This is a genomic window from Pseudarthrobacter quantipunctorum, from assembly GCF_045291495.1.
Taxonomy (GTDB): Bacteria; Actinomycetota; Actinomycetes; order Actinomycetales; family Micrococcaceae; genus Arthrobacter; species Arthrobacter quantipunctorum.
The window spans coordinates 3,783,243-3,803,574 of the sequence record NZ_CP148033.1 but is presented as its reverse complement, the minus strand read 5'-3'; the positions used below and the strand labels follow the sequence as shown (position 1 = coordinate 3,803,574).

At 66.9% G+C, this 20,332-nt stretch carries 16 protein-coding genes; 13 read left to right on the top strand and 3 right to left on the bottom strand.

The window, feature by feature from the left end; all coding sequences use genetic code 11:
• The first annotated feature begins 121 nt into the window (after positions 1 to 121).
• The 5 genes from WHH00_RS17340 to WHH00_RS17320 all read left to right on the top strand — a co-directional run bounded on the left by WHH00_RS17340 (position 122) and on the right by WHH00_RS17320 (position 6,334).
• Complete coding sequence (locus WHH00_RS17340) at positions 122 to 1,450, top strand: extracellular solute-binding protein (protein WP_406634724.1); 1,329 nt, start codon at positions 122 to 124, stop codon at positions 1,448 to 1,450.
• A gap of 8 nt (positions 1,451 to 1,458) precedes the next feature.
• Positions 1,459 to 3,063 (top strand): ABC transporter permease subunit, encoded by a 1,605-nt coding sequence (locus WHH00_RS17335; RefSeq protein ID WP_406634721.1) that lies wholly within the window; start codon positions 1,459 to 1,461, stop codon positions 3,061 to 3,063.
• Positions 3,060 to 4,001, top strand: coding sequence for a sugar ABC transporter permease (locus WHH00_RS17330; protein WP_406634719.1), 942 nt, complete (start codon positions 3,060 to 3,062; stop codon positions 3,999 to 4,001). The genes WHH00_RS17335 and WHH00_RS17330 overlap by 4 nt, the downstream gene beginning before the upstream one ends.
• Before the next feature lie 136 nt (positions 4,002 to 4,137).
• Positions 4,138 to 4,704 carry a type 1 glutamine amidotransferase domain-containing protein gene (locus WHH00_RS17325; RefSeq protein WP_406634717.1) on the top strand — a complete coding sequence of 189 codons (567 nt, stop codon included), beginning with the start codon at positions 4,138 to 4,140 and terminating at the stop codon, positions 4,702 to 4,704.
• 154 nt (positions 4,705 to 4,858) lie between these two features.
• Complete coding sequence (locus WHH00_RS17320) at positions 4,859 to 6,334, top strand: DHA2 family efflux MFS transporter permease subunit (protein ID WP_406634715.1); 1,476 nt, start codon at positions 4,859 to 4,861, stop codon at positions 6,332 to 6,334.
• Between the two features lie 67 nt (positions 6,335 to 6,401).
• On the opposite strand, the gene WHH00_RS17315 is transcribed toward WHH00_RS17320, so the two are convergent.
• Positions 6,402 to 7,238 (bottom strand): alpha/beta fold hydrolase, encoded by an 837-nt coding sequence (locus WHH00_RS17315; protein WP_406634713.1) that lies wholly within the window; start codon positions 7,236 to 7,238, stop codon positions 6,402 to 6,404.
• A 78-nt stretch (positions 7,239 to 7,316) separates the two neighbouring features.
• Complete coding sequence (locus WHH00_RS17310; protein ID WP_406634711.1) at positions 7,317 to 7,988, bottom strand: TetR/AcrR family transcriptional regulator; 672 nt, start codon at positions 7,986 to 7,988, stop codon at positions 7,317 to 7,319.
• A gap of 235 nt (positions 7,989 to 8,223) precedes the next feature.
• Here WHH00_RS17310 and WHH00_RS17305 point away from each other — a divergent pair, with 235 nt between their 5' ends.
• From WHH00_RS17305 to atzF, 5 genes are read left to right on the top strand one after another with little or no spacing between them, the layout of a single operon-like run.
• Entirely contained in the window at positions 8,224 to 9,726 is a 1,503-nt protein-coding gene (locus tag WHH00_RS17305; RefSeq protein WP_406634709.1) for an amino acid permease, read from the top strand.
• 52 nt (positions 9,727 to 9,778) lie between these two features.
• Positions 9,779 to 10,654 carry an urea amidolyase associated protein UAAP1 gene (locus WHH00_RS17300; protein ID WP_406634707.1) on the top strand — a complete coding sequence of 292 codons (876 nt, stop codon included), beginning with the start codon at positions 9,779 to 9,781 and terminating at the stop codon, positions 10,652 to 10,654.
• A complete protein-coding gene (locus WHH00_RS17295) occupies positions 10,651 to 11,328 on the top strand; it encodes an urea amidolyase associated protein UAAP2 (RefSeq protein WP_406634705.1) in 678 nt (225 codons plus the stop codon). Before WHH00_RS17300 ends, WHH00_RS17295 begins: the two co-directional genes overlap by 4 nt.
• Complete coding sequence (gene uca, locus WHH00_RS17290; protein ID WP_406634703.1) at positions 11,325 to 15,086, top strand: urea carboxylase; 3,762 nt, start codon at positions 11,325 to 11,327, stop codon at positions 15,084 to 15,086. The genes WHH00_RS17295 and uca overlap by 4 nt, the downstream gene beginning before the upstream one ends.
• Complete coding sequence (gene atzF / locus WHH00_RS17285; protein ID WP_406634701.1) at positions 15,083 to 16,939, top strand: allophanate hydrolase; 1,857 nt, start codon at positions 15,083 to 15,085, stop codon at positions 16,937 to 16,939. The genes uca and atzF overlap by 4 nt, the downstream gene beginning before the upstream one ends.
• Before the next feature lie 89 nt (positions 16,940 to 17,028).
• On the opposite strand, the gene WHH00_RS17280 is transcribed toward atzF, so the two are convergent.
• Positions 17,029 to 17,883, bottom strand: coding sequence for an alpha/beta hydrolase (locus WHH00_RS17280; protein WP_406634699.1), 855 nt, complete (start codon positions 17,881 to 17,883; stop codon positions 17,029 to 17,031).
• A 104-nt stretch (positions 17,884 to 17,987) separates the two neighbouring features.
• Between WHH00_RS17280 and lysS the strand changes: the two genes are divergently transcribed.
• The 3 genes from lysS to WHH00_RS17265 all read left to right on the top strand — a co-directional run bounded on the left by lysS (position 17,988) and on the right by WHH00_RS17265 (position 20,169).
• Complete coding sequence (gene lysS / locus WHH00_RS17275) at positions 17,988 to 19,520, top strand: lysine--tRNA ligase (RefSeq protein WP_406634697.1); 1,533 nt, start codon at positions 17,988 to 17,990, stop codon at positions 19,518 to 19,520.
• Positions 19,521 to 19,522: 2 nt separating this feature from the next.
• On the top strand, positions 19,523 to 19,702 hold the full coding sequence (locus tag WHH00_RS17270; protein WP_406634695.1) for a hypothetical protein: 180 nt from the start codon (positions 19,523 to 19,525) through the stop codon (positions 19,700 to 19,702).
• 134 nt (positions 19,703 to 19,836) lie between these two features.
• Positions 19,837 to 20,169, top strand: a complete 333-nt coding sequence (locus WHH00_RS17265; protein WP_406634693.1) for an Lsr2 family protein — start codon at positions 19,837 to 19,839, stop codon at positions 20,167 to 20,169.
• Positions 20,170 to 20,332: the final 163 nt, after the last annotated feature.

Sequence of the window (20,332 nt, the reverse complement as noted above, 5' to 3'; positions counted from 1 at the left end):
ATGGAATCGCTTACAGTTGTGACTTGTCTCACCGCCAGGGTTGGCACCTGACAGCCGATATCTCCCAGGGCGGGCATTTCTTACACCGGGCAGTTGCCCAATTCATGAAGGAGGCGCATCGGTGCGCACAGCTCTTACCAAGCCCTTGGTCCGCAAGGCCAGGCTTTCACTCACGACGGCGGCCGCCGTCTCCCTGATGCTTCTCGCCTCAGGCTGCTCCGGCGGGCAGGCCCCGGCAGGCGGCGCATCAGGCGCCGCATCCGAAAGCGCCGCAGCTGCCCCCGCCTCCTCCGGCGAGGCACCCGCACGCGGGGACGCCGACCTCGTCATCTGGGCCAACGGCCCCGTGGTCCAGGCGCTGCAGCCCATCGCGGACAAATTCGGCGAGGAGAACGGCATCACGGTGGAAGTCCAGACCGTGGCCACCGAACTGCAGACCAACTTCGTCACGGCGAACGCTTCAGGCAACGGCCCGGACATTGTGATGGGAGCCCACGACTGGATCGGCAACCTGGTCCAGAACGGCGCCATCGATCCCGTCCAGATCACGGCTGAGCAGAAGGCGGACCTCCTGCCTGTCGCCACGGACGCTGTCACCTACAACGGCCAGACCTACGGCATGCCCGCTTCCGTGGAATCCCTGGTGCTCATCCGCAACAAGGCCCTTGCACCCGAGGCGCCCGCTTCCTTCGAGGAGCTGCTCACCGCCGGCAATGCCGCTGTTGCCGCCGGGACCGCTGAACGGGCGCTGAACCTGCAGGTGGGCCCCAAGGGTGACGCCTACTTCATGCAGCCCCTCTACTCCTCAGCCGGTGGCTACCTCTTCGGCAAGAAGGCCGATGGCAGCTTCGACACCGCTGACCTCGGGGTTGGCAAGGAGGGCTCCATCGCAGCTGCGCAAAAGATCTCTGAACTGGGCGAAAAGGGCTCCAAGGTCCTCAGCAGCTCCGTCAGCGCCGACAACTCCATTGCGCTGTTCAATCAGGGCAAGACAGCCTTCATGGTGAACGGCCCCTGGGCTCTTGGCGACGTGAAGAAAGCCGGGATTGACTACGGACTGAGCGCCGTTCCGGGCTTCGCCGGCATGCAGCCCGCCCAGCCCTTCACCGGCGTGCAGTCGTTCTACGTTGCGTCCAAGGGCAAGAACAAGTCCTTCGCCGAAACCTTCGTCCAGACGGCCGCATCGCAGAAGGAAACCCAGCGCGCGCTGTACGAGGCAGTCCGCATCCCGCCGGCGATCGCATCCCTGGTAGAGGAAGTGGCGCAGACCGACCCGGACACCAAGATCGCCGCCGATGCCGCGGCTGCAGGCATCCCCATGCCTTCGCTGCCCCAGATGGCTGCCGTGTGGGCCCCGCTGGGCCAGGCAGAAGCTGCCATTGCCGGTGGCGCAGACCCGGCGGCCACCATGGAGCAGGCCGGCCAGACAATCGCCGGTGCGCTGAAGTAACACCGGCGATGACCACCCGAATCAAGAATTCCTCGGGGAAGGCGGTGGGGCCCGGACTTTCGCTGGGCTCCACCGCGTCGGTCCCCGCGCTGCTGGCCAAGATCCTTGGGCTCGGCGCCGTGCTGGGGGCTGCCGTCTCCCTGACGCCACTGCTGATTGCCGGCGGCGAGTGGGCCATGCTCATCGGACTGTGGGCCGGCGCGGCCGGGCTCCTGGCCGTATATTCCACCAAACGCCTGGTTCCGCTGAAGTACCTGCTGCCGGGCACCCTCCTCCTCACGGTCTTCGTCCTCCTGCCGATTCTTTCCACCGTGCAGCTTTCCTTCACCAACTCGGGCGACGGAACCCGCGGGTCCAAGGAGGATGCGGTATCCACCATCGTCCGGAATTCCGTGACCCAACTGCCCGAATCCAGGACCTTCAACCTCACGGTGGGCACCGAAGGGTCTGCCGCCGATGGCCCCTTCACGTTCTTCCTGGTGGAGACGCCGTCGAACGATGTTTTTGCCGGTGACGGACAGGGCCTGCGCCCCCTTGCCGGGGAGGACGTGACGGTCGACGGCGGCTACGTCCGCGCTGCGGACGGCTACCAGATCCTCACCGGCAAGGAAGTCAACGCCGCCGGGGCGAAGATCAGCGGACTGACTGTTCCCACGGACAAGGGCGCCATCCGCGCCCAGGGCATCAACCGTGCCTTTGAGGGCGTCCAGACACTGACCTACGACGCCGGAACGGACAGCATCACCGATTCGGTTTCCGGGAAGGTCTTCACCGTCCAGCAGTTCGGCGACCGGGAATACTTCGCGGACGCGAACGGCAGCAAGGGATTCGACCAGAGCTGGGAAAAGAACGTCGGCTTCGCCAACTACGTCCGGCTCTTCACCGACCCCCAAGTCCGGGACGCCCTCCTGGGCTCCTTTGTGTGGACGCTCGTCTTCGCCGTCGGCTCGGTGGCCACCACCTTCGTCGTCGGACTCCTCCTCGCCAGCGCCCTCAACGACCCCCGCATCCGCGGACTCAAGCTCTACCGGGCCGTCATCATCGTTCCCTACGCCATCCCGGTGTTCATCTCCTTCATCGTGTGGCAGAGCTTCTACAACAAGGACTTCGGGCTCATCAATTCAATGCTCGGCGGAGCCAAGATCGACTGGCTGGGCGACCCTTTCCTGGCCAAGGTGGCCGTGCTGCTGACCAATCTTTGGGTGGGCTTCCCCTACATGTTCCTGATTGCCACAGGTGCGCTGCAGGCGCTGCCGCAGGACATCGCAGAGGCGGCAAAAATCGACGGCGCCAGCTCCTGGACCACCTTCACCAAGGTCCAGTTCCCGCTGCTGCTGGTGGCCGTTGCGCCGCTGCTGGTGTCCTCGTTCGCATTCAACTTCAACAACTTCAACGTCATCCAGCTGGTCACCGGAGGCGGTCCCTTCCCTGCCGGCGGCGGACAGATCGGCGCCACCGACATCCTGATCAGCGGCGCTTACCGCATCGCGTTCGGCGGTGCCGGCGCCGAGTTCGGTTTCGCCTCGGCAATCTCCGTAGTCCTGTTCATTGTCACGGCAGTGCTCGCAGGCATCCAGTTCCGTTACACCAAAGCCTTGGAGGATGTGCGATGACCAATCTGCTCACGGAAGCACCGGCAGAAAAAGGCGCACCATCCCGCCGGACCAACATGCTGGTCCGCAAGGACGGGCTTGAGCTGCCCCGCGGCAGGCGGTGGTGGCGGGAAGTGGGCTGGCGTCACTTGGTGGGCCTGGCGGGCGTCGCCTTTGCCGGGTTCCCCGTGCTCTACATCATTTCCGCGGCGTTCAACCCGCTGGGCAGCGTGGCCACCACGGAACTGATTCCCACCACGTTCAGCCTGGTCAACTTCGAGACCCTGCTGGGAGGCTCCAAGGGGCCGTATGGAACCTGGTACCTGAACACGCTGGTCCTTTGCACTGTGGTTTCCGTGGCGCAGGTCCTGCTGAGCACGCTTGCAGCCTACGCGTTCTCCCGCTTCCGCTTCTACGGGCGCCGCGGCGGCCTGCTGGCGCTGCTGCTGGTCCAGATGTTCCCGCAGTTCCTGGCCATCGTGGCCCTGTTCCTGATGATCGCGAAGTTCGGTGAGGTGGTGCCCGCCATCGGGCTGAACACCCTGGCCGGTTATGCGCTGGTGCTCATGGGCGGGGCGCTGGGGCAGGTGTGGCTCATCAAGGGCTTCTTCGATTCCATTCCGCATGAGCTCGACGAGGCGGCACGGATCGACGGGGCGGGACACTTCCTGACGTTCACCAGCGTGATCCTCCCGCTGATCACACCGGTGCTGGCCGTGACCGGACTGCTGGCGTTCGTTGCCGTTATTGGCGAGTACATCCTGGCGAGCATCTTCCTGACGGACAACGGCGTCAAGACACTGGCGGTCGGTATGTTCGGCATCATCGCAGGCGACCGCAGCAATAATCTTGGCGTCTTCGCTGCCGGCTCGGTGATGATTGCGCTGCCGGTGCTCCTCCTGTTCCTCTACCTGCAGAAGTTCATTGTGGGTGGACTGACGGCCGGGTCCGTCAAATAGGGGAGGCCAGCAGGAATAGTCAGCTTGCTTATCACTTTTCTTCTTCCTAGGCTGGAAGCTGTCCGGCAAGCAAAACTCTCGGGCCGCGGCCGGCGCCAGTAACCAGGTGCCGGCCCGGCCCAGGCCAGGAGGAAAAATGTCAGAACACAGCATCGCAGGCAAGAAGGTCGCATTCCTGCTGACGGACGGCGTGGAGCAGGTTGAGCTCACCAGTCCCTGGCAGGCAGTGAAGGACGCCGGCGGCCAGCCCACCCTGGTGGCACCCAAGAGCGGAAAGCTGCAGGGGTACAACGGCACTGAAAAAGGTGACACCTTCGACGTCGACCTCACCGCTGCGGAGGCAAATGCCTCCGACTACGACGCCCTGGTCCTTCCCGGCGGCGTCGTCAACGCCGACCATCTTCGCGTGGACAAGGACGCCCAGAGCTTCACCCGGAGCTTCTTCGAGCAGCACAAGCCGGTGGCTTCCATCTGCCACGGACCCTGGCTCCTGATCGAAGCCGGTGTACTGACGGGGAGGAACGTCACGTCCTACCACACCCTGGCCACTGACCTGAAGAACGCAGGCGCCAACTGGTCCGATGAGGAAGTGGTGGTGGACCAGGGACTGGTGACCAGCCGCAACCCTGACGACCTCCCCGCTTTCAACAGCAAGCTGGTAGAGGAAATCTCGGAAGGCCGGCACGCCGGCCAGACAGCCTAGAACCGCCGGAGGCTGCCTGGCAGCGCAGCCCCCATGTGTTCCCTCAGGGTTTGAGAAATGTTCCGGTTCCGGGAATTAGTCCAACCGGTAGAGTGTTGGCATCTGCAGCGGCCATCCCCGCGCACCACTCAAATCACGCCCTGAGGGAACACCCATGTCTACCGAAGTCTCGCCGAACGCAAGCGGCCAGTCCGTCAATACCGAAGGAACCAGGCCCGCCGCGCCGGAGAAGATGTCCCGCGAATCGGTGACCATCATCAGCACGCTGCTGGTGGCAACGTTCGTGGTAATCCTCAACGAGACCATCATGAACGTTGCCCTGCAGCGGCTCATGGTGGACCTGCAGGTGGACGCGCCCACCGTCCAGTGGCTCTCCACCGGCTTCATGCTCACCATGGCCGTGGTCATCCCCACCACCGGGTTCATCCTGCAAAGCCTGTCCACCCGCGCCGTCTTTATGCTGGCCATGGGCCTGTTTGCCAGTGGTACTGCGCTCGCCGCCGTGGCCCCCGGGTTTGAGCTGTTGCTGCTTGCCCGCATCATCCAGGCAGGCGGCACCGCGATCATGCTGCCGCTGCTGATGACCACCATCCTCACCCTTGTCCCGCTCGCCAAACGCGGCGCCGTGATGGGCAACGTCAGCATCGCCATCTCCGTCGCTCCTGCCATGGGGCCCACCGTCTCCGGGCTGATCCTCGAGCACTTCACATGGCGCTTCATGTTCGTGTTCGTCCTTCCCGTTGCCCTTGCGGCCCTGGCGATCGGCGCAAAATACCTGACCAACATCGGCGAAACGGAACGAACCAGGCTCGATGCGCTGTCCGTGGTCCTCACCGTGCCCGCCTTCGGCGGACTCGTCTACGGACTCAGCCAGATCGGCGGCGGCCACGGCGGCCAGGCCGGCCCGGGAACCACGGCCGTTGCCGCCCTGGTGATCGGCGTGGCCAGCCTCGCTGTCTTCGTCCTTCGGCAGGTGCGGCTCCAAAAGGCCGAAGCCCCGCTGCTGGACCTCCGCGCGTTCAACTTCCGGATGTTCACGGTCTCCGTGCTGCTGATGGTGGTGGCCATGATGGCCCTGTTTGGCGGCGTCATCCTGCTCCCGCTCTACCTGCAGGAGGTCCGCGGCCTGGGTTCGCTCGAAACCGGCCTCGCGCTGCTCCCCGGCGGGCTGGCCATGGGCCTGCTGGGCCCGGTCATCGGCCGCCTGTTCGACAAAGTGGGGCCGCTGCCGCTCACCGTCTCCGGGTCCGTCCTGATGGTGCTGTCCCTCTGGCAGTTTTCAATGCTCGACGCCGGCACGGCCGTAGCGTGGATCGTCACCCTGCACGTGGGGCTGAGCTTCGGCCTGGCGCTGCTGTTCACCCCGGCGTTCACCACCGGCCTGAACCCGCTGCCGCCGCACCTGTACTCCCACGGCTCGGCCATCATGAGCACCACCCAGCAGGTGGCCGGTGCCGCCGGCACCGCGCTGCTGGTGTCCATCTTCGCCGTGGTGTCCGCGGCGTCGGGACTCGTTGCGGGGATGAGCGCCGCCTTCCTGACGGCAACCGTGATCTCCCTTGCCGCCGTCGTCCTCTCCGCCATGATGCGCAAGACCGAAGGTGCCGTCCCGGCCCACGCGGCCCACTAGCCCAACCAGGTAGCAGCAGATGTCGGAATGAGCCGTCAAAACAACATCTGCTGCTACTTACTTGGGGTCAGCCGGCGTAGAAGTCAGCCAGCTCTTTGATCAGCCTGTCCGGGGCCTTGATGACGCCGTCGTGGCCGTAGCCGGGGAGGATGGTGTAGCTGGAGCCGGAGAGCACGTCGTGGATCTGGCCGCAGGCAATGCCGAAGTAGGCCGGGCTCTTCTCGCCCACCACAATCAGTGTCTCCAGCGGCAGCGCCAGGAACGGCTCGGCAGGCATGTCCGCGGCGATGATCGCCTTGATCTCGCGGACGCCAGTGCGCATCATCTCCCGCTGCTGCTTGCCCTCCGAGGTGCCGGCGGTCAGCTTGTTGGCCAGTGTCAGCATGGAGAGCGGCATGCGGGACGAAAACGCGCCGCCGGCTTCAAGACCGCGCTGCAGCACGGCCAGGGCGCGGTCGTCGTCGCCGGCAGCGGCGGCACGCTCGTACTCCGCCGTCCAGTCCGCCTTGACGCTGTGGTTCACGGAGACGGCGGGATCGTACACGGCCAGCCGTTCAACGGGCAGCGTCCGGGCTGCGTGCAGCGCAACGGCACCGCCGAAGCTGTGGCCGAACACGTCCGTGCTGGACGTATGTTTCATGACCGTCTGCAGATCGCGGATGTCCACGTCCAGCGTGTAATCCTCGGGCTGGGGCGACGACGAACCGCGGCCGCGCCTGTTGAAAGTGTGCACCGGCCGGCCCAGCGCCGCGCTCAGCTTCTGCGCGAATCTGGTGTAATCCGCAGCGGTCACCATGGAAGGCGGGACAATAACAACGCCCGAACCGGCGGAAGCGAGTTCGGCACCCGTGGAGAAGAGCTCCAGCGTGCCGCCGTCGGGGGTCCTGATGTTCTCACGCGTCATGTTCCGAGCCTAGCTGAGCAACCTGATTGCAGGCACCACGCTGCGCTCCGGGAGAACAGCAGCCGCAGCCGGCGGCGGTCAGCCGAGGCGTGCGATGAGCGCCGCGCCCTGTTCCCGGATGGCGGGCAGGTCAGCGGCCAGCCCGCACAGGATCAGTCCCGCGTCCGCAGCCTGCAGCGGCGATTCGGGGGTTGCCATGCCGTCCGCCCGGAGATTGATCAGCGATTCCACCAGGCGGAACGCCAGGTCTCCCGGGCTGGACTGCCAGCTGGCCGCTGTCACGGCGGGGGACAGGCCCGCGCCCAGCTCCCGGTACAGGTTGCGCAGTTCCTGCCGGTCGGCCAGGAACCGGGTAAAGCGGCCGCTGCGCGCTTCGGGCAGGTGGTAAAGAATTCCGAGGTTCCAGCGGGCGCTGCACAGTTGCGTTCCGTCGTAGAGGGCGACGGCGTGAAGGCGGCTTGCTGCCTCCCCTTCGGCTGGCGGCAGGGCGGCCACCGCCCGGGCAAACTCCAGCCCTGCCAGGACGGTGCCCTCCAACAGGTCCTCAAGGATGTCGTCCTTGGTCTTGAAGTGGTGGTAGAGCGAGGACTGCCTGATTCCCACCGCATCCGCTATGGACCGCGTGGACGTGGTGGCGAACCCCTGCGTGGTGAACAGCTCAGCGGCTGCGTCAAGGATTTCGTCCCGGGCTGTGGCCCCTGGCCTGGAGGGCTGTTGGCTGCGAGGGCGTCCCGGTCCGGCTGAAGTCACCGCATCATTCTTGCATTGCCTCACCACGGATGCGGCGCCCAGTCCCGCGCCTGCATCCGCGGTGAGGGAACGGAAATACAGCCGAAACAGGATGTCTATCCGCCTTTTACAGGGGTGAAACTCCCCGGGGACATCCCGCTGGAAAACTATCAAGTGACCGGTATTCCGCAGCTTTCGGCCGAGTGCTGCAGTGCCGGCGGCCCCCGCCACGCATTCCAGCCCCCCGGAGAATCTGATGACTTCAACCGTTCTTCCCACCGTCCACGCGGACGATGCGGACCTGACGTCCCTGGGCTACCAGCCCACCCTCCACCGCAAGCTCGGCCGCTACGCCTCCTTCGCGGCCGGCTTTTCCTTTGTGTCCATCCTGACTACCATCTTCCAGCTCTTCGCATTCGGCTACTCGTTTGCCGGTCCCGCGTTCTTCTGGACCTGGCCGGTGGTCCTCATTGGCCAGCTGCTCGTGGCCCTGAACTTCGCGGAGCTCGCTGCCCGCTACCCGCTGTCCGGAGCCGTGTACCAGTGGGCACGCCGGGTGGGCGGGGAAGGCGTGGGCTGGTTCGCAGGATGGTTCATGGCCATTGCCCAGGTTGTGACCGCCGCAGCCGCCGCCATCGCCCTGCAGGTGGTACTGCCCCAGCTGTGGGACGGCTTCCAGGTGGTGGGCGGTGATCCCGCGCTGAACACCGTTACCGGCGCCGCCAACGCCGTGATCCTTGGAGCAGTCCTCCTGGTGGCCACCACCATCATCAACTCGCTGGGCGTCAAGCTCATGGCCCACGTGAACTCGGTCGGCGTCACCTGCGAAATCGTCGGCGTCGTGGCCGTGATCCTCGCCCTCATCAGCGCCGCCCAGCGCGGTCCGGACGTGGTTGCGGACACCACGGTCCTCCAGACCTCCGACCTCGGCGCAGTGGGAGCCTTCCTGGTTTCGGGCCTCATGGCCGCCTACGTGATGGTGGGCTTCAACTCCGCCGGCGAACTCTCGGAAGAAACCAAGGACCCGCGCCGCACCGCCCCGCGGACCATCCTTTCGGCGCTTCTCATTTCGGGCATCGGCGGGGCGCTCATGATCATCACGGCCCTGATGGCAGCACCCAGCCTCGACGACGGCCGCCTCGCCACCGAAGGGCTGCCCTACGTCCTCACCGCCGTCCTGGGCACCTTCTGGGGCAAGGTCCTGCTGGTGGACGTCGCCATCGCCATCTTCGTCTGCACCCTTGCCATCCAGACCGCCGGTTCCCGCCTGGTGTTCTCCATGGCGCGGGACGGCAAGCTCCCCGCATCCGCGCTGCTCTCCTCCGTCCACCCCACCCGCGGGACCCCCATGTGGCCGTCCATCGTCATCGGGGCCCTGGCCGTGGGCGTCCTCGCCATCAATGTGGGCAACGCGGCACTGTTCACCACCCTCTGCAGCGTCTGCATCGTGATGGTCTACCTCGCCTACCTCCTGGTCACCGTGCCGCAGCTCATCAACCGCCTCCGCGGTGACTGGAACCGGGTGGGGCAGACCCTGCCGGCGGGCCTGTTCTCCCTGGGCCGCTGGGGCCTTCCCGTCAACATCCTCGCCGTCCTCTACGGTGCCGTGATGGTGGTCAACCTCGCCTGGCCGCGGCCCGAGGTCTACGACCCCTCCGGGGAAAACGGGATCCTGCTCTACTCGGCGCCGCTGATGGTCACCGTGGTCCTGCTCCTGGGCATCTGGGTGCGGCGCCGGAACCTCGCGGCCAACGCCTGAGCCAGTCCCGAACAGTTCAACAGCCCTTCTCCAGAACCAGCACAGGATTGACATGACACAAGTAACCGAAAGCCCGGCAACCGGCACCGCCACCACCGCAGGCGCCCGCGCCCACGCCCGGGAGCAGCACGGCAGGACCGTGGAGACCATGCGCTTCGTGCCCGCCCCCACGGCCCCGGCGCGCCTGACGGAAGGACTGCCCGACGGCGCGTCCCCCACCTGGGCCGAATCCCTCGCCTTTGGCCGCTACACCACCATGTCCCTGGCCCGGGGCACCCGGATCAGGCTCACCGACACTTCCGGTGACGCCTGCGTGCACACACTCCTTTACCGCTCCGGAGCCCTCCACGAGCGGCTCAACGTGGCGGACACCGTCAAGGTCCCCTGGCAGGCCTACCCGGGCACGGGCCACCCGCTCCTGTCCGACGCCGGGCGCCTGATGGCCACCATCGTGGCGGACACCTCCTCCCGGCACGACGCCCTGACCGGTGCCACCACCCTGGAAGGCAACGCGGCCCGGTATGGTGCCGGAACCGCCCACAGCGCATCCCCCGCGGCCCGCGAACTGCTCACCCTTGGCGCACTCAAGGGCGGGCTGGGCCCCGCCGACGTGGCGCCGTCGCTGTCCTTCTTCAAAGGCATCACCGTGGACCCTGCCGGCAGCATTGCCTTCACCGGAAGCGCAGGCCCGGGAGCCGCCGTCGAACTCCTGCTCCAGATGGATGCAGTCCTGGTGCTGGCCAACACCGCACACCCGCTGGACCCCCGCCCGGACTTCACCGGGGCCGCCGTGGACATCGCTGCCTGGCACGCTCCGCAGGACCTCGCAGCCCTCGCAGCGGGCACCCTCACCGGAGCCCTGCCCCCTGAACACCTGCAGGCACTGCAGAACACCGAACACGATCTCACCGCAAGGAACGCCCGATGAACACCGCCACCTCCGCCGCTCCTGCCGCTGATGCCCGCCGGACAGCCCTCGCCCCCGGAGACGTGGTCCTTGACGAATACGTCGAGGCACGCGGTCCCTGGTCCGCCGTCGTGGCCGCCGGGGACGTGCTGACCATTGTGGACCTGGAAGGCAACCAGGCCGTGGACTGCCTGCTCTATGCTGCCGGGGACACCACCGTGCGCTACTCGGCCGCCGTCACCATCGCCCGGCAGCAGTCGATCGTCCTCACCACGGGGTCGGTCCTGCGGGCAGAAACAGGCGCCCCGCTGATGACCGTGGTGGCTGACGAGGTGGGCGTGCACGACACCATCGGCGGCGCCTGCTCACAGGAATCCAACACCCTCCGCTACGGACAGCACACCCGCGAACAGCACGCCTGCGTGGAGAACTTCCTGATCGAGGGCTCACGCTGGGGCCTCGGGAAGCGGGACCTGGTGTCCAACATCAACTGGTTCATGAACGTGCCCGTAGATCCGGACGGAGCCCTGGGCATTGTGGACGGGCTGTCCGCTCCCGGAAAGCGCGTGGCGCTCAAGGCGGAAGTGGATACTTTGGTGCTCGTCTCCAACTGCCCGCAGATCAACAACCCGTGCAACGGCTTCAACCCCACGCCTGTCCGCATGATCGTCACCCGGCCGGAGGCTGCACTGTGAATACTTTCGACACCCTTTTAGTTGCCAACCGCGGCGAGATCGCCTGCCGCATCATCGAGTCCGCCCGGAAGCTGGGACTGCGGACCGTTGCCGTGTTCTCCGAAGTGGACAGGGGCGCCAAGCACGTCCGGCTGGCCGACGAAGCCGTGCTCCTGGGGCCGGCCCCGGCAAAGGAGTCCTACCTTCGGGTGGATGCCCTGCTGGATGCGGCCAGGTCCACCGGGGCCGGTGCCATCCACCCCGGCTACGGATTCCTTTCCGAGGATGCCGCATTTGCTGAAGCCGTTGAGGCAGCAGGCCTGGTGTTCGTGGGGCCCACCGCCGAACAGCTGCGCATCTTCGGCACCAAGCACACGGCACGCGATGCCGCCAAAGCCGCCGGAGTGCCCATGATCGCCGGATCCGGGCTGCTGGCAGACGTTGACGACGCCGTTGCTGCCGGTTCCGCCATCGGCTTCCCGCTCATGCTCAAAGCCACCGGCGGCGGCGGGGGCATCGGCATGACGGTCTGCCGCGACGAGGCCGAACTCGCGGAGAGCTTTCCCCGCGTGGCCCGGCTGGCCGGGGCAAGCTTCGGCACCGCCGGTGTGTTCGCGGAGCGGTACGTCGAAAACGCGCGGCACATTGAGGTGCAGGTCTTCGGCGACGGCGCAGGCCGGGTGGTCAGCCTGGGCGACAGGGACTGCTCCCTCCAGCGCCGCCACCAGAAGGTCCTCGAGGAGGCGCCCGCCCCGGACCTGCCGGACGGACTCCGCGAGGAACTGCACCGCAGCTCCCGTGCCCTGTGCGCGTCCCTTAACTACCGCTCCGCCGGGACCGTGGAGTTCGTCTACGACTCCGCCCGCCAGGAGGCATCCTTCCTGGAGGTCAACGCCCGGCTGCAGGTGGAGCACCCCGTCACCGAGGCAGTCACCGGCGTGGACCTGGTGGAGTGGATGCTCCGCCTGGCCCAGGGCGGCCCTGAAGCGGCGTCGGTCCTGGCGGACCGGCCGGACAGCCTGCCCGTTTCAGGCCACGCCGTTGAGGCGCGCGTCTATGCCGAGGACCCGGCCCGCGGCTTCCAGCCCAGCGCCGGCACCGTGACCAACGCCGTCTACCCCGCCTCCGCCGATGTGCGCGTGGACGCCTGGGCGGAAACCGGCACCGAAGTGTCCACCAACTACGATCCCCTCCTGGGCAAGATCATCACCTCCGGCCCGAACCGGGCCGAGGCCTTCGACCGGCTGGCTGCCGCGCTCGCCGGCTCCCGGATCGACGGGATCGAGACCAACCTGGGGATGCTCCGCGCGGCCACCGGCCTGGAGGTGGTCCGCAGCGTGCAGCACTCCACCAGCACGCTGGACAACTTGGGGGACCCCGAACCCCGAATCACCGTGGGCCGCCCCGGCCTCCAGACCAGCGTCCAGGACTGGTCGGGAAGGACCGGCCTGTGGCAGATCGGCGTTCCGCCGAGCGGCCCCATGGATGACTTGTCCTTCCGGCTCGGCAACACCGCCCTGGGCAATCCCGAAGGCGCCCCGGGCCTGGAGTTCACCATGACCGGGCCCTCCCTGACCTTCACGCACGCCACCACTGTCTGCGTCACCGGCGCGGAAGTAACGGTCACCGTCGACGGGAAGGAGGTGCCAGCGTGGACGCCGGTGACCGTCCCAGCGGGCGGAACGCTCGACGCCGGCACGGCCTCCGGTGCCGGGCTTCGCGGCTACATACTGTTCCAGGGCGGCCTGGACATCCCGCAGTACCTGGGCAGCGCCTCCACGTTCACCTTGGGCCAGTTCGGCGGCCATGCCGGGCGCGTGCTGCGTGCCGGAGACGTTCTCCGCGCAGCAGCACCGTCCGCTGGCGGCGGCAGCGGAAACATGGCGACGGCGGCAGTCCCCGTGGACAGCCGCCCCGCCCTGGCCTCAAGTTGGGAACTTGCCGTGACGGAAGGGCCGCACGGCGCGCCGGAGTTCTTCCGGCGCGAAGACATCGACGAGCTTTATGCGTCCGAGTACGAGGTCCACTTCAACTCCGCCCGCACCGGCGTGCGGCTCATCGGCCCCAAGCCGCGCTGGGCACGTACCGACGGCGGCGAGGCCGGCCTGCACCCGTCCAACATCCACGACACCGCCTATTCAGTTGGCGCGCTGGATTTCACGGGTGACACCCCCATCCTGCTCGGCCCGGACGGACCCAGCCTGGGCGGGTTCGTCTGCCCGGTCACCGTGGTGACGGCCGACCGCTGGAAGCTCGGCCAGCTCCGGCCAGGCGACAAGGTACGGTTCGTTCCCGTCCGCGTCAGCCAGGCGCCGTCGGCCAGGGACCTTGGCCCGGGCCGCCAGCTGGTCCTGCCCGGCGACTCCGGGTGGTCCGGCAATTTCTCAACGATCCTTCCAACGGCCACACCCGCGTCCGCCGCCGGCCGTCCTGAACGTACGGTGCGGGGGGAAGGCGACGACGGCGTCCTGGGCCGGGTGCCGGAAGGCCCCGGAAGGCCTGCGGTCACCTACCGGCGCTCCGGTGATGACAACCTGCTGGTGGAATACGGGGAGATGGTCCTGGACCTTGGCCTCCGTGCCAGGGTGCACGCCCTACACCAGCACCTTGAGCAGCTCCGCGTGCCCGGAATCGTGGACCTGACCCCGGGAATCCGCTCCCTCCAGGTCAAGGTTGACCCGTCGGTCTTGTCCACGAAGAAACTGCTGGGTCTCGTCCAGGAAGTCGAGGCAGCCCTGCCGGCGAGCTCGGAGCTGGTGGTTCCCAGCCGCACCGTCCGGCTGCCGCTGTCCTGGGACGACCCCGCCACCCGGGAAGCGATTGAACGCTACATGGCCGGTGTCCGGGACGATGCCCCCTGGTGCCCCTGGAACATCGAGTTCATCCGGCGGATCAACGGCCTGGATTCGGTCAACGACGTGTTCGACACCGTCTTCAACGCCGAATACCTGGTCCTCGGCCTGGGCGACGTCTACCTCGGCGCCCCCGTTGCAACGCCGCTGGATCCCCGCCACCGGCTGGTCACCACCAAGTACAACCCGGCCCGCACCTGGACACCCGAGAACGCGGTGGGCATTGGTGGCGCGTACATGTGCATCTACGGCATGGAAGGCCCCGGCGGCTACCAGTTTGTTGGCCGCACCACCCAGGTGTGGTCGCGCTACGCGGACTCCGCCCCGTTCGAACCGGGTTCGCCGTGGCTCCTGCGCTTCTTCGACCGCATCTCCTGGTACCCGGTCAGCCCCGAGGAGCTCCTGGACCTGCGCGCGGACATGGCCGCTGGAAGGGGCCGCGGCGTCGAGATCGCGGACGGCACCTTCTCGCTGGCCGAGCATGAGGTGTTCCTCGAGGAAAACCGCGAATCGATCACCGCCTTCCGGGACAAGCAAGGTGCGGCTTTCGCGGTGGAACGGCAGGCGTGGGCCGACGCCGGCGAGTTTGACCGGGCGGACGCTCTTGCGGCTGTTGTGTCACCGGTTGTGGATGAAGTGGCTGTTCCGGACGGCGGGTCACTCGTGGCCGCGCCGTTCGCGGCGAGCGTCTGGAAGGTCGATGTCAAGGAAGGGGACCGGGTGGTGCAGGGCCAGCCGCTGGTGTCCCTTGAGGCGATGAAGATGGAAACCGTGCTGGAAGCGCCGTGCGACGGCGTGGTGGTGCGGGTCCTGCCGGCCGCGGGCTCGCAGGTTGTTGCGGGCGAGGCCGTGGTGGTCCTCGGCACCGTGGCCGTGGAAACCGAATCCGTAATCAAAGCGCAGGAACTGGAAGAGGCAGCAGTATGACCAGCACAACCACCGGCAAGGCCGCCACGCGGGTCCGGGCCGCCCTCGCCGCCGTGGACGCGGTGGACCGGCCGGAAATCTGGATCACCCTCCGCGGGGCGGACGAGCTTCTGGCCGAAGCCGCGGCGATCGACACCGCTGCTGCAGGGGGCGCTGACCTGCCCCTCGCCGGGCTCCTGCTCGCCGTCAAGAACAACGTTGACGTAGCGGGCATCCCCACCACGGCGGCGTGCCCCGGCTTTGCTTACACGCCGGAACAGGACGCGGAAGCAGTGGCCCGGCTCCGTGCTGCCGGCGCCCTGGTCCTGGGTGCCACCAACCTGGACCAGTTCGCCACCGGGCTCGTCGGCACACGGAGCCCGCACGGCGCAGTCCGCGATTCCCGCCGCCCGGACTTCATCTCCGGCGGTTCCAGCTCCGGCTCCGCGGTTGCCGTGGCGCTGGGCCTGGTGGACATCGCCATCGGGACGGACACGGCCGGCTCGGGCCGGGTTCCCGCCGGGCTGCAGGGAATCGTGGGCATCAAACCGACGCTGCACGTGGTGTCCACGGCCGGGGTAGTGCCGGCCTGCCGGTCCTGGGACGCCGTCACCATCTTTGCCCGCCACCTGTCCACGGCAGAACTCGCCATGGGGGTCATGGCTGGAGGTGCGCGGCCCTGGCCGGCGAATATCCGGCTGGCTGCGCCGGAGCGGCCACGTGTTGCGTACCAGGCAAGCCTTCCGGCGCTGCCGGCAACCTGGGCCGCGCAGTTCCACCGGAACATCAACCGGCTGCGGGAGCTGGGCGTGGAAGCCGAAGCCATCGAATTCGATGCCTTCCTCGACGCTGCCCGGCTGCTGTACGACGGCGGGCTGGTGGCCGAGCGCTACGCCGCAGTCGGCGAATTCCTTGAAGGTGACTTCCTTGAAAAGGGCGACGGCGGCACTGGCACCCCGGCGGGCATCGACCCCACCGTGGAGGGCATCATCCGGGCCGCGGGCACAGTGCCTGCCCACCGGTACGTGGCTGATACGGCCAGGCTGGAAGCGCTGAAGGACAAGGCGATGGCCCAGCTGGAAGGGTTTGATGCGCTGCTGATCCCCACCGCCCCGTTGCACCCCACCCTTGCCGAGGTGGCCGCCGATCCGGTGGGCGTGAACTCGCTGATGGGGACCTACACGAACTTCTGCAACCTGTTCGACCTGTGCGCGGTGGCGGTGCCGGCCGGTGAAGTGGACGGCGCCCAGTTCGGCCTGACCGTGGTGGGCCGGGCCTTCGACGACGCCGTTGCCGCCGATATTGCGCGCCGGCTGGAGTCAACCCCGGATGTTCCGGCGCTTTTTGCCGGGGGAGCGGCGCCGGCGGACGAAGCTGCCAATCCGTCGTCGTCCGTTCCCTGGCCGCTGGCCGCAGGTGCCAAGGCCGTGCCGCTCGTTGTGGTGGGCGCGCACCGCAAGGGCCAGCCGCTGGCGCCGCAGCTGGAAGAACTGGGCGCCGCCTGGGACGGCCCGGTGCTGACCGCGGCCCGCTACCGCATGGTGTCCCTGGACACCGTGCCGCCCAAGCCGGGAGTGTACCGCGCGGACGACGGCGCAGAACTGGTGGGTGAGCGGTGGCTGGTGTCCCCGGCAGGGCTGGGCGCATTCCTGGCTGCCCTGCCCGAACCCATGCTGCTGGGCTCCATTGAACTCGCGGACGGGTCGAAGGCTGTGGGGTTTGCCTGCGATGCTGTGGCTGCTGCCGGCGGGGAGGACATCACCCGCTACGGCGACTGGCTGGCGGACCGCACCGGGGCAGGCCAGTCCAGGAGCATCTGGCAGGACCTGGGAGACGCGGCCCTGGCCGGCTTCAGCAGGGGAGAGCGCACCTGACCCCGCCACAGGAGTTTTTGTCCAGATATGCAGGCTTCAAGGCACCTTAACCCTGCATATCTGGACGAAAACTCGGCCGGGGTCCGTGCCTAGCCATTGAAATACTGCGAGATGTCCGTCACCAGTTCATCAACGGCGGCCGGGATGGAACCGTGGAAGCCCTTGGGGGAGAGCTCGTACGTGCTGCCGGGGACGGCGGCGTGCAGGCGCTCGGCTGTTGCCTTGTAATAGCTGGGGCTCTTGCCGCCGGCCATGAAGTGGGTGTTGGCGGGAAGCACGCTGAAGTCCCTGGCATGGTCCGCCTCCTTGTAGGCAGCCCGCAGCTCGCCCACGCCGCTGGGCATGACCTCGCGGAACATCTTGTTCACCTTGGTCCTGGACAGCACGGCCATCAGCCCGGCAAGGACGGGCTCGGGGATCTTGGACATCGCCGAGCCGGCGCTCGTGGCCTTCTTCATGTGGGCCAGGGCATGCCCCACCCTGCCGTTGTTCACAGCGTCCTCGAACCCGTCCAGCCAGCCGGTGTCGATGCTGCCGTCGATATTGACGGCGGGGTCGTACACCGCCAGCTTGTCCGGCACGTAGGCAGTTCCGGTGAACTCCTGGACGGCGTTCAACGCCACGGAACCGCCCAGGCTGTGGCCCAGGATGTTCCGGGCGCCGGTGGCATCCAGGACGGTGCGGACATCCGCGATCTCGGTGGCCATGGAGTAGTCGGCGGGCTGCTCGGAGGAGCTGCCGCGGCCCCGGCGGTCGTACACGTCCACGGCCCATCCTTCGCCCAGGCCATTTGCCAGCGCCTCGGAAAACGGCCGGTAGATCAGGGCAGTCAGGAAGGCGCCCCCGATCACCAGCACACGGCGCTCTCCCGGCGCATCCTCGGTGCCGTAGCTGTACAAAGCCAGCCGGCCGCCGTCGTGCGTTGGAAGTACCTGTTCTTTCACCACCCCATCCTAGGCGGGACTGCGCTGCCGTCCCGGGCGCGCCGGGGACTGGGCGGGTTGCGCCCGGATCCGGCCTACCCGAAGTCCCGGTAAACTTGGGGATTGTGACTTCCCAAAACACCCCCGCGCCCAAGAACGCCCCAGAGCCCCTCGATGCCAGCGAGCAGATGCGGATCCGCATGGAGAAGCGGGCCAGACTTCTTGAGCGCGGCGCCGAGGCGTACCCGGTAGGTGTGGAACGGACGCATTCCCTCGCCGAGGTCCGCGAAAAGTACGCCCATCTCGAGGCGGATGACACCACCGGAGACATCGTGGGCGTCACCGGACGCGTCGTCTTTGTCCGCAACACCGGAAAGCTGTGCTTCGCCACCCTCCAGGAGGGCGGAACCGACGGCAAAGGCACCCGGCTGCAGGCCATGCTCAGCCTCGCCAATGTGGGTGAGGAAGCGCTCGCCGACTGGAAGGCGCTGGTTGACCTCGGGGACCACGTGTTCATCAAGGGCGAGGTCATCTCCTCCCGCCGCGGCGAGCTCTCGGTCATGGCGGAATCCTGGTCAATGGCCTCCAAAGCCCTCCGCCCGCTGCCGGTGCTGCACGCCGAACTGAACGAGGAAACCCGCGTCCGCCAGCGCTACGTGGACCTGATGGTCCGCGATGAAGCCCGCGAAATGGTCTACACCCGCGCAGCCATCACCCGCTCCATCCGCGAAACGCTTTTCCGCCACCGCTACGTCGAGGTGGAAACCCCCATCCTGAACCTGGTCCACGGCGGTGCCCTGGCCCGCCCGTTCGAGACCCACATGAACGCCTTCGACCAGAAGATGACCCTGCGCATCGCCACCGAGCTGTACCTTAAGCGCGCCGTGGTGGGCGGGATCGACCGCGTGTACGACATGGGCCGCGTGTTCCGCAACGAGGGCGTGGACTCCACCCACAGCCCCGAGTTCACCACCCTTGAGTGCTACGAGGCATGGGCTGACCAGTTCGTCATGGCCGAACGCATCAAGGAGATCATCCTTGACGCCGCCGACGCCGTGGGTGCCGGACGGGTCCTCCAGACAGAGGCGGGGGAGATCAACCTCGACGGCGAGTGGGCATGGCTTGCCGTCTACCCGGGGCTTTCCGACGCCGTTGGCCAGGAAGTGACACCGGAGACGCCGCTTGAGGTGCTTCGCGAGATCGCCGAAAAGCACGAGGTCAAGGTGGACCCGAAATGGGACGCCGAGAAGCTGGCTGTTGAACTGTTCGGCGAAATCGTGGAACCAACGCTGCTGAACCCCACGTTCGTGTACGACTACCCGCCGTCGGCCCAGCCGCTGGCCCGCCCGCACCGGGAGGACGGCCGGCTGATCGAGGCCTGGGACCTCATCATCGGCGGCATGGAGCGCGGCACTGCCTTCTCCGAACTGATCGACCCCGTCATCCAGCGCGAAAGGCTCACCGAGCAGTCGCGCCACGCCGCCGCCGGTGACGACGAGGCCATGCAGCTGGACGAGGACTTCCTGCGCGCGCTGGAATACGGCGCTCCGCCCATGGGCGGAATCGGCCTGGGCATCGACCGTCTGGTCATGCTGTTCACCGGCGCCGGAATCCGCGAAACCATCCTTTTCCCGCTCCTCAAGCCCGAAGGGCACTGACCATGGAATACGTGGCCGTCCTCCTCCCGTCCATCGTGGTGGGCCTGCTTTTCTGGTTCGCCATGAAATCGATCTTCAACGCGGACAAGGCAGAGCGCCAGGCCGAGGCCCAGGCACAGGCAGAAGCCGAAAGCCGGATTGCGGCACCCACGGACCGGCCGGACCCGGAAACGAATAGATAAACCCCCGGACTTTCTTGCCAATATCCTCTGGAACCATTGGGTACTTTGACGCGTTGCCATAAAAAGAGTCATACTTTTTAGGAAACATCCTGCTTTTCTGAAAACCGAACCCTTTCCAAAAGGAAGTCTTTTAAATGGCACAGAAAGTAAACATCATCCTCGTTGATGATCTGGATGGGGGATCCGCAGACGAGAATGTGAAGTTTGGCCTTGACGGGGTCAACTACGAGATTGACCTTTCGGCGTCAAACGCCGCCGAGCTCCGCTCTTCGCTTGAGCGGTTTGTAGCAGCCGCACGGAAATCCTCCGGCGGGGGCCGGGCCGTCCGAAGCAAAGCAGCAGCCAGCGGCCGCAGCCACGATTCTGCCCAAATAAGGCAGTGGGCGCGTGAAAACGGCTACACGGTTAACAGCCGCGGCCGAATTCAGGCCGAAATCCAGGAAGCCTACCAAAAGGCAAATTCCTAGTTCTACCCAAGGCTCCGGTAAGCCCTGCTTCCCAACAACGGGGAAGCGGGGCTTTTTCCGTTCCCGGACTTAACCCTGCTTTGCGGCCCGGCCGGGCAATTCGGTTTTAGCGGCCTCCATGTTGCAAAGGCTCCCGGGTGGTGGCGGTGTGCGTGCCCTGCCC

Coding starts and splice junctions, on each gene's coding strand:
- WHH00_RS17335 (WP_406634721.1), top strand. CDS start 1,459: ATGACCACCCGAATCAAGAATTCCTCGGGGAAGGCGGTGGGGCCCGGA.
- WHH00_RS17330 (WP_406634719.1), top strand. CDS start 3,060: ATGACCAATCTGCTCACGGAAGCACCGGCAGAAAAAGGCGCACCATCC.
- WHH00_RS17325 (WP_406634717.1), top strand. CDS start 4,138: ATGTCAGAACACAGCATCGCAGGCAAGAAGGTCGCATTCCTGCTGACG.
- WHH00_RS17320 (WP_406634715.1), top strand. CDS start 4,859: ATGTCTACCGAAGTCTCGCCGAACGCAAGCGGCCAGTCCGTCAATACC.
- WHH00_RS17315 (WP_406634713.1), bottom strand. CDS start 7,238: ATGACGCGTGAGAACATCAGGACCCCCGACGGCGGCACGCTGGAGCTC.
- WHH00_RS17305 (WP_406634709.1), top strand. CDS start 8,224: ATGACTTCAACCGTTCTTCCCACCGTCCACGCGGACGATGCGGACCTG.
- WHH00_RS17300 (WP_406634707.1), top strand. CDS start 9,779: ATGACACAAGTAACCGAAAGCCCGGCAACCGGCACCGCCACCACCGCA.
- WHH00_RS17295 (WP_406634705.1), top strand. CDS start 10,651: ATGAACACCGCCACCTCCGCCGCTCCTGCCGCTGATGCCCGCCGGACA.
- atzF (WP_406634701.1), top strand. CDS start 15,083: ATGACCAGCACAACCACCGGCAAGGCCGCCACGCGGGTCCGGGCCGCC.
- WHH00_RS17270 (WP_406634695.1), top strand. CDS start 19,523: ATGGAATACGTGGCCGTCCTCCTCCCGTCCATCGTGGTGGGCCTGCTT.
- WHH00_RS17265 (WP_406634693.1), top strand. CDS start 19,837: ATGGCACAGAAAGTAAACATCATCCTCGTTGATGATCTGGATGGGGGA.